We start from the raw sequence: 8507 nt of genomic DNA on the forward strand, positions 1-8507 counted from the left end.
TAGCATTTCGGATGTAACTCCTTTTGCCATTTTTGTTGCAGGAATTATGAGTATCATTTCACCATGTGTATTGCCTCTATTGCCAGTAATTCTGGCAAATTCCTCCGAATCAGGTAGGTTCCGGCCCCTTGCACTTATTGTGGGTCTTGGAATAACTTTTATTGCAATGGGTGTGGCAACTTCTGCGTTTGGTTTTGTCTTACAACTTTACATTCCGTTTTTGAAAATAGTTGCAGGGCTTTTGATCATAGCTTTTGGAATAGTTATGATCAGAAATATCGAGTTATTTACAATTAATTCCAGCATATCTTCTCTTCTTCCCATAAATGAAAAAGGAGTTATTGGAAGTTTCCTTTTAGGTATGTCTCTTGGGATACTCTGGATTCCATGTATAGGCCCAATTCTGGGTGCTGTTCTTACAACAGTCGCACTTGAAGCGAATGTTGTATACGGAATACAAATGCTCCTGATTTATTATCTTGGATTTGCAAGTCCCATGCTTGCAATTGCTTATTCATCACATTTTGTTCTGGAAATGAACGAAATAGGTAAATTTCATGCACCAATAAGGAAAATAGGTGGAGGACTTCTTATTGCAGCAGGTGCATGGATGCTGTTTGACAGTCCTCTGGTTTTATTTTGATCACAAAGTTCTTTCATTAGCAATTGCAATAATTTCGTTCACAGTGGCTACGGCCATGGGAGTTCCACCACGCGTCCCTTCACAGGTCACTGAAGGAATGTCAAGTTTGCGGATTTCTTCCTTTGACTCGGCAGCGTTAACAAACCCGACAGGAGTTCCTACAATAAGGGCCGGACGAATTCCATGTTCTACCATCCTGCAGACTGCCAATGCAGCAGAGGGTGCATTCCCAATAGCTACAATACTGCCTTCAAGCTGGTCTCTGACCATCAGGAAACCGGCGGCTGTACGGGTAATGCCATACTTATGTGCGACTTCTGCATCCTTATCTTCATCAAGAACACATATTATAGGACAATTGTGTCCCTTCTTTGTAATACCGGCTTTCACCATGTTGATGTCAACAAAAATAGGGGCGCCATTGCAAATAGCTTTAACACCTGCATCAACTGGATTATTCTTGAACCGCATAATATCGGCAACCTGCGGATCTCCTGTGGAGATCATGCATCGCATCCTTATGCGGCCTTCGGGGGAATTGTCACCGACGACTTCTTCTGCAATTCTGCGACTGGTCATATAGATTGCTTTTGCTTCATCAGTTCGGGCACCTGAATCCTTACAGGCTTCAATGAGTTCCGGTTTGATCTCAGTGGTGAATTCAATAAGATCTTCAAGTTCAGGTTTTTTTGATTCAGTAGTCATATTTATTTTGATACCCCCGTGGAGTGATAATTCTTTCGATCCCTCTCTGGTTCCAAATTCTGGAATTCTTAGTAGAAACAAGGATCATGGTTCTCATATCAACCCATTCATCATAGTCAAGGACATCTCTAAGTCTTGTGACCTTGTATTCCTGTGAATCTCCACGGAGTGCATTCTTGACAAGTCCTACCGGAGCAGATCCATCCCTGTGCTGGCTGATTATTTCAATAGCTTTCCTGAAGTTAGAGTTTCTCTGGCGGCTCTTCGGGTTATAGAGCGCAATAATAAAATCAGCTTCAGAAGCCGCTTTGAGTCTCTTTTCAATAAGTTCCCATGGAGTAAGAAGGTCGCTAAGACTGATAACTGCAAAATCATTTACAATGGGTGCACCGAGAACACTCGCCCCTGCTGTAATTGCTGTAACTCCGGGTAGCACTTCTATATCCACATCGAGATCCTGATGCTCAGCAACTTCTAGTACAAGTCCTGCCATGCCGTAGACGTTTGCATCTCCTCCACTGACCATTGCCACAACATTTTCAGTAGCAAGTTTTACAGCCTTTTTAGCCCTATCAACTTCCTTTCCCATATAGCTGCGGATAATTTCCTGTCCGTCAAGCAGGCTCTTAATCTGATCTAGGTAGGTCCCGTTACCGACAACATATTCTGAATTGAGTATTGCATCCCTTGCAGCTACTGTCATCTGTTCCACAGAACCGGGCCCAATTCCGATAATGTATAATTTTCCTTTATTCTGCGATTGCAATTGTAACCCTTCCGTATGCTTTTTTCTTCATTATGAGTTCTTTTTTATCTGATAATATTATTGCACTGGGCTCTGCAACACCCTTGAGCCCAAACCTACTGGCCTGGGATATTGAAGGTACGTCACAGCTGTTTACTTCATCATGGGATATGAAATTAATCGGAATTCCAAGTATCTCAGAAGCTTCAATAAGCCCTTTTTCATCTTTTTTTATATCTGCGGATGCAAGTCCATTTACGTCTTTCAATGTAGCCCCTATTTCCTCAAGGGCACGTTCGATAGCTTCTATTACCTCGCTTGCATCAACTCCGCGACGTGCTCCAACTCCGACTATCATTCTTTTTCCTTTTGCTTTGTATCTTCTGCTTTTAGTACAGATACGTTATTTTCCACTATGATAATTTTAGGTCCCTTAAGTCTCAGGACTTCTACGTCCTCATCAAGAAGGGCACAGTTCACTTCAAGTGTAGACTCTTTGTTTACGATGTCACATCCAAGCTTTTTAGCAATTCCTTCCACGGAATTGCGCCCATGGACTTCCGTTGCAGTCGTTACTACCGGAATGGGACCGATTTCCGCAATTTTCCTAACAAGATTATTGGCACCATGATGCCCTCCAAGAAGCGGGATTGCAAAATTAAGTGCAGAATCAACTACAACAACAGCGGGGTCATTCCACTTATTGTCTAAAAGGGGAGCTATCTCCCTGACTACAATTCCCGTCGCAAACATGGCAACAATGCCACTATATCTGGCAAATACTTCTTCAAAAATGCCTTTCTTGTAGATCAGGATGTCAGCACCGATGTGTGACGCAATCTTTTTTGCATTTTCAAGGTTGCGTTCAAACGTAATCACAACGGTTCCTGTGGAACTCCGTATAGGTGTGACCTCCTGTAGTTTTTCGGGTCAACAACACCACCAATAACAATCATAGCGGATCTTTTGATCCCGGCATCCTTCACTTTCTGCGCTATATCTGCTACAGTTCCGTAAATAACAGTTTCATCTTCCCACGAAGCATGGAATACGACGGCTACAGGTGTATCTTTTGGACATTGGACTGTTTCCATAATTGTTTCAATCTTCTGTGTACCAAGGAAAATGGCCATCGTCTGCCCGTGGGCTGAAAGTTCCTTTATCCAGTCCTTATCAAGAGTTTTTCCTGCTGGACGGGTAATTATCAGTGAATCAGAAACACCGTTAAGAGTCAATTGTGTGTTAAGGGCGGCAGCGACTGCAAATACCGAAGAAACTCCCGGTACCCTTTCCACTCTTATATCATATTTTTTCAGTTCTTCCATTTGTTCTATGACGGAACCGTACAGCGAAGGGTCTCCGCTGTGCAACCTTACGACCTTCTTGCCCTCATTGACAGCATCTGCCATTATTTTTGTAATTTCATCAAGGGTGAGTCCGTAACTGTCTATTTTCTCTCCCTTTGAGTAATTGAGGACTTCAGGGTTTACCAGAGAACCTGCATAGACTACAAGGTCTGCTTCTTCCAGCTTTTCCTTGCCGAGAAGAGTTATGAGCTTTGGATTTCCGGGTCCTGCCCCTACAAAAGTGATTACTTTATCCATTAGTATCATTCCCGCTTATTTTTTACTTGCATATACAATGCTGAAATAATTTCCTTTCTCTGGAAAGTTTTCAATACCTTTGATAATGTTTTCATTTTCGGAAAACAGCCTCTCTGCAAATATGAAATCAGTATACCCTTCCTCACTTAATTCTTTTGCAATTTCCTGCGGAGATCTGGCTTTAAGCCGTATAGCATATTTTTTCTCAGATCCGTCACTGACTTCAAAACTTGAATCAACTTCTGATCCGGTCCTTGAGGCAAATGATGTAATGGAGCTAATTCCGGGCACGGTCATGGTTTCAACATCAGGGTAATATTTTTTCATGACACGTTTCAGATGTGTAAAGGTAGAAAAGAAGTTAGGATCCCCTATAAGTCCGAAAGCGACATTGCCTTTTAGTGCTTCATCTGCGAGAAGTTCTGCATTTTTTTTCCATACTTCGTTAAGGACATCATAATCAGTAAGCATCGGAAAATCAAGTATTTCCGCATGTGCATAGGGTTTCACCAGTTCTTCGGCCATTCTGCCTGGAACATAAACTTTGTCACTGCTTTTGAGTACTTCAACTGCTCTTAAAGTAAGGAGATCCGGGGATCCGGGTCCAAGTCCAACACCTATCAACATTTCTCATCACCATTCTCAATATGATTTCTTCCAACAAGTATAAACACAGGATTTTCAGGTTTTAACATTGTTTCTCCTGTAATAGGGTAACTGTGCGAAATAGATACATTAACCAGTTCTTCAAAAACATCAAGTTCTTTCATCTTTTCCATTGCACGAACAACAGTTTCGATTCTTACAGCATTAATTACAAATGCTTTTACTTTTTTCTCGACAAGGGCTTCAAGAATTAAATCGATGTTTTTTGTTCCGCCAACAAATGCGTAGTCTATTGTTTCATTTTTGGGAATTTCTTTGAGAACAGCAGATGATTCTCCATGGATCAGATTAACATCTTCGAGATTGAAGTTCTCAAAATTCTTCCTGGCAACTTCAATTGCTTCCTGCCGTGCATCAATAGCTGTTATACGCAGATTCCTTGTTATTTTTGATGCTTCAATGGATACGGCGCCGGTCCCGCATCCGACATCATAGAAATTACATCCATCTCGCAATTTCAGTTTAGATAATGAAATCGCAATTATCTCAGGCTTTGTTGGGCCGCCGCTTACATGTAATAGTTCTGGCATCGTTTTCCCAAGTCCAGTTTATTGGAGTTAATTAGATATAGCAGATACATAATAACCTTGCTGCATAAAAGGTTGTTGTAAAATATGGCTGATACATTTCCTAAATATTTATTGATTCTTGGGACCGCATCCCATGTTGGCAAAAGTGCAATAGTTACGGGCCTTTGCCGGATTTTTTCTGAAAAATATAGAGTTGCTCCCTTTAAAGCTCAGAACATGAGTCTTAATTCCTGGATTACAAAAGATGGGAAAGAGATCGGGATTGCACAGGCAATTCAGGCAAAAGCTGCACGTATAGACCCGACTGCTGATATGAATCCTGTTCTCTTGAAACCAAAAGGTGACAGGCTATCTCAGGTTGTTGTTCTCGGAGAACCGTTTGCCGATAGGAGTGCGGGTTCATATTATGATTCTATTCATGAGATGCATGATGTGCTAAAGGGTTCACTTAACAGACTAGGGAATGATTATGAACTCATAATCATGGAGGGTGCCGGCGGCGCAGCAGAAATAAATCTTTATGATAGAGATATTGTGAATATTGGTTCAGCCCGGCTTACACAAGCCCCTATAATTCTTGTGGGTGATATCGAGAGAGGTGGTGTATTTGCAAGCCTGTACGGAACCATAGCATTACTTCCAGAAGATGTAAGAAAACAAGTTAAAGGTTTCATAATAAACAAGTTCCGGGGAGACGAAGCCATTCTCAGACCGGGTATTGAGAAACTTGAAAAATTAACAGCTATTCCGGTTTTAGGCGTTCTCCCCTATTCCAAGCTTGGAATCCCCTCTGAAGACTCAGTATCAATTGATGACAAGACAGATTCACGGGAAAAACAGTATGATGTGGATGTTGCAGTCATAAGGCTTCCACATATTTCTAACTTCACCGATTTTGAGCCACTGGAGCGTATCGCAAACGTTAGATACGTGGATTTGGATGAATCTCTGGGTGCCCCTGATGCCGTAATCATACCAGGAACCAAAAACACAATAAGTGATCTTCTGGATCTCCACTCAAGCGGCATGTCAACTCAAATCAAAGCACTTCATGGAAAAATACCGGTTATAGGTATTTGTGGAGGCTATCAGATGCTCGGAAAGATCATCAAGGATGCCGGTATAGAGGGTGATAAAGATGCAGTCTATGAAGGTTTGGGATTGCTTGACATCGAAACGGTTTTTGATGAGTATCGTAAGACCACTGAGCAGGTAACAAAGCGGGTAAACTCTGGCAGTCCACTCTTTGATTCAATTTGTGGTGAAGAAGTCCATGGTTATGAAATTCACATGGGTGCTTCAAGTTCCAGATCCCCGGTATTTGGTGATGATGGCTGTATCGGTAGCGATGGAATGGTTGTTGGAACTTACCTTCATGGTTTGTTTGCAAACAGGAACGTCAGGAAAGCGTTTATTTCTTATATCATAAGCAAGAAAGGCCTTCAGTTTGAAGAGGAAGATATAGAATCCGATCCATATGAAGATCTTGCAGACATTTTACGCACACACCTTGACTTGGAACAGATATATGATATCCTTTCATTGGAACCTCCTGCATAAAGTTATTTGAATTTGGTAATTAACAATAGTTATGTGTGAACATGTTTCCTACTTTTCCTACTTTTTCTACTTTTTTCTACTTTTTTTCAGTAACATGAAACAAGCAATATCCAGCAATTCCTTGAAAAATACATTGAGCTTTTCATATCAGCTTGCTAATCTTCTAAATACTATCCATTAGTGGTGATCCATAAACATTTGGCATATCTTTCCATATACACCTTGTAATAAAACAAACATTGATGATCTTGCGGTTATCAGCTATTATCCTATCAGTTATTGACTGTAGTGTTAGAACAGGTTTGGTAAAAATTGCTTCTCAAAAGAGATTTTAAATCGATATAGAATGTCCGGTTTAGAGTAAAAAATAACTGGCTTCAAATACCTTTTCAACCAATAAATTTAAAACTATGATTAACCATTCAGGAGTGCTATATATGGGCGTGTGGCCTAGCCAGGATATGGCGGCAGCCTCCTAAGCTGTAAATCAGGGGTTCAAATCCCTTCACGCCCGCCATAACTTTTTTGTATAAAAGAAATTTAGATAATTTCTGGTGAAGTGTCACTGTAAAAGTAAATGTACTGCTTTTTTCGGATTCACTGACATCCCTGATATTCCCAGATGATGTGTTTCAACCAATCACTTTTACCAGAGTCAAGTCATGCATAAATCTAAGCCTTTGTAATAAACATAGCTATGATTAATTACCCCAAAAAATTTTGTTGTGCCCCTTGGGGCACAAACATCAGTCTCGCATTTAGTTTATTTTCTCAGTCCGCTGATCATTTCCTTTATAGATTCAATAGCTCCATTAAGTCCTGCAGCACCACCTCCCTGAGTGAAGAGGTAGATTGCCCCTCCGGCAATTGCAAGTGCACCTGCACCAGCGGCGTACCAGATCAGACTAATTCCTTTCTCAACCTCAAGGGTTTCTGAGAAACCACCTGCTTCAACAAGGTACGTACCTTCAGCTTCAGGAGTAAAGCTCAATTCAACTTTTGTGGAATTATTTACTGCAAGAGTGATTTCTTCGCTGTCCATAACTTCATTGTTCACATAAAGTTCGACGGTGTAGCTACCCTCAGCAGAACCATTATTTACAGCATAAAGGGAAACAGTTACTTCTTTGTTGACCTTCGCGGGGTTGGAAGAAATCTGGAAGTCACTGAAGACGAAATTAGCAGCGAGTTCCTGCACCTGAATGATCAGTTCAGAATCAAGCAACCCTGAAATCGTAGCCTTTATTTTGTGTATTCCCGGTTCTTTTGGAGTATAACTTATAGTGCCGTCATCATCGGTTTCACCGAGTAACGTACTATCAAAATAAACTTCTGCTCCCTCAATTGGTTCAGAACCAATCGCCTTGAGAACCGATATTGTTATTGGAGTTCCCTCAAAGATCTCCTCGGGTGAGACTTCTATTGTTATCTTCTTGCTTTCGTCCTCAGGCGATATAACCTCTACTTCACCTTCATCTGAAACGAAACCTTCCTTTTCGGCAGTTATGGTGTATGTACCTGCATCATCAAACTCATACTCAAACGTTCCTTCCCTGTCAGTCTCTCCAATTTCAACACCATCGACAAGGATGACGACATCCTTTACTGCGGATCCGCGGGAAGTTACAGTGAAGAGAACCTCATCGTTTTCAAGCACTGTTTCAGGTTCAATGTTCAGGTCAAGGGATTCAGATGGCTTTGTTTCCACTTCAATGAATGGGTAATACCTCAGTGTACTGGAATCGGCGACCTTGATCTGTATGTCACCCATGATGTCAATGGTATCACCTTCGTCGAGATCGATATCGTCATTGTTTTCCATCACAATTTTATCATCATTAACTTTGGTAATTTCCATCATCCCGAATTCGTCACCATCATCGATTTCAACGAAATCATCGGAAATCTGGAAGATACCCTTAACAAACACAGCAGTTGTTTCAGTACCACTAAACACTTGATCAAAGTGTACCGCTATTAACGGTACGTCATCGACACTTCCAAGATCTTTCTCGTAAACATAAGTCTCGTCAGCAGACAAGATGTCGCTATCT

At 41.3% G+C, this 8507-nt stretch carries 10 protein-coding genes and 1 tRNA gene; 3 read left to right on the plus strand and 8 right to left on the minus strand.

Annotation, left to right across the window (positions count from 1 at the left end; all coding sequences use genetic code 11):
• Nucleotides 1–28: 28 nt before the first annotated feature.
• Nucleotides 29–643, plus strand: coding sequence for a cytochrome c biogenesis CcdA family protein (locus tag PWQ49_RS05950; RefSeq protein ID WP_300608983.1), 615 nt, complete (start codon nt 29–31; stop codon nt 641–643).
• Here the strand turns inward: PWQ49_RS05950 and PWQ49_RS05955 are convergent, their stop codons facing one another.
• The 7 genes from PWQ49_RS05955 to cbiT are packed head-to-tail and all read right to left on the minus strand — an operon-like array spanning nt 644 to nt 4893.
• A complete protein-coding gene (locus PWQ49_RS05955; protein ID WP_300608957.1) occupies nt 644–1348 on the minus strand; it encodes a precorrin-8X methylmutase in 705 nt (234 codons plus the stop codon). It lies immediately after the preceding gene.
• A complete protein-coding gene (gene cobJ / locus PWQ49_RS05960) occupies nt 1338–2114 on the minus strand; it encodes a precorrin-3B C(17)-methyltransferase (protein WP_300608958.1) in 777 nt (258 codons plus the stop codon). Before cobJ ends, PWQ49_RS05955 begins: the two co-directional genes overlap by 11 nt.
• On the minus strand, nt 2098–2451 hold the full coding sequence (locus PWQ49_RS05965; RefSeq protein WP_300608960.1) for a cobalamin biosynthesis protein: 354 nt from the start codon (nt 2449–2451) through the stop codon (nt 2098–2100). Before PWQ49_RS05965 ends, cobJ begins: the two co-directional genes overlap by 17 nt.
• Nucleotides 2448–2972: a cobalamin biosynthesis protein CbiG gene (locus PWQ49_RS05970; protein WP_300608962.1), complete on the minus strand. Its 525-nt coding sequence runs from the start codon at nt 2970–2972 to the stop codon at nt 2448–2450. The genes PWQ49_RS05965 and PWQ49_RS05970 overlap by 4 nt, the downstream gene beginning before the upstream one ends.
• On the minus strand, nt 2969–3697 hold the full coding sequence (locus tag PWQ49_RS05975; RefSeq protein ID WP_300608964.1) for a cobalt-precorrin-4/precorrin-4 C(11)-methyltransferase: 729 nt from the start codon (nt 3695–3697) through the stop codon (nt 2969–2971). The genes PWQ49_RS05970 and PWQ49_RS05975 overlap by 4 nt, the downstream gene beginning before the upstream one ends.
• Nucleotides 3698–3712: 15 nt before the next feature.
• Nucleotides 3713–4324 (minus strand): cobalt-factor II C(20)-methyltransferase, encoded by a 612-nt coding sequence (locus PWQ49_RS05980; protein ID WP_300608966.1) that lies wholly within the window; start codon nt 4322–4324, stop codon nt 3713–3715.
• Entirely contained in the window at nt 4318–4893 is a 576-nt protein-coding gene (cbiT, locus tag PWQ49_RS05985; RefSeq protein ID WP_300608967.1) for a precorrin-6Y C5,15-methyltransferase (decarboxylating) subunit CbiT, read from the minus strand. The genes PWQ49_RS05980 and cbiT overlap by 7 nt, the downstream gene beginning before the upstream one ends.
• Nucleotides 4894–4977: 84 nt before the next feature.
• On the opposite strand from cbiT, the gene PWQ49_RS05990 reads away from it, so the two are divergent.
• Together PWQ49_RS05990 and PWQ49_RS05995 are read left to right on the plus strand one after the other, a co-directional pair.
• Nucleotides 4978–6453, plus strand: coding sequence for a cobyric acid synthase (locus tag PWQ49_RS05990; protein WP_300608969.1), 1476 nt, complete (start codon nt 4978–4980; stop codon nt 6451–6453).
• 439 nt (nt 6454–6892) lie between these two features.
• Nucleotides 6893–6970: transfer RNA gene (locus PWQ49_RS05995), tRNA-Arg, on the plus strand.
• A gap of 246 nt (nt 6971–7216) precedes the next feature.
• Here PWQ49_RS05995 and PWQ49_RS06000 read toward each other — a convergent pair.
• The coding region (locus PWQ49_RS06000; protein ID WP_300608971.1) for an S-layer protein domain-containing protein at nt 7217–8507 on the minus strand (1291 nt) is incomplete at its 5' end.

It is taken from the genome of Methanohalophilus sp., assembly GCF_030156785.1.
Lineage (GTDB): Archaea > Halobacteriota > Methanosarcinia > Methanosarcinales > Methanosarcinaceae > Methanohalophilus.